The sequence below is a fragment of the Faecalibacterium sp. DFI.5.82 genome (assembly GCF_029076575.1).
Classification (GTDB): domain Bacteria; phylum Bacillota; class Clostridia; order Oscillospirales; family Ruminococcaceae; genus Faecalibacterium; species Faecalibacterium duncaniae.
Window position 1 is genome coordinate 1 of the sequence record NZ_JARFIS010001152.1, and the last position, 288, is coordinate 288.

The 288-nt window shown below is 57.3% G+C and carries 1 protein-coding gene; it reads right to left on the reverse strand.

Annotated elements, in window-relative coordinates:
• A partial coding sequence (gene nrdD / locus P0G09_RS20520; protein ID WP_275253605.1) for an anaerobic ribonucleoside-triphosphate reductase occupies positions 1-288 on the reverse strand: 288 nt, incomplete at both ends.

Below are 288 nucleotides of genomic sequence, written 5' to 3' on the forward strand. Positions count from 1 at the left end.
TTCCAGAACTTCTCGAAGTTGCCGCCGGAGGAAAGGGCTACATCCACCAGATTGAAGGTGACAACACACTGATTGAAGAGGCCGTAGTATTTGGGCTTGCCGGTCTCGGGGTCCACATAGGGGGTCAGGAAGCTGCGGCAGCCCATGCAGGTGTAGCAGTGACCTTCGCCGTTTTTGTCCACCGTGAGCTCGAGCATCTTCGTCTCAGAGATGTAGTCGGGCACCATCCGCTTGGCAGTGCACGTGGCAGCCCATTCGGTCAGGTAATAATAAGGAGTGCCGGGGCGG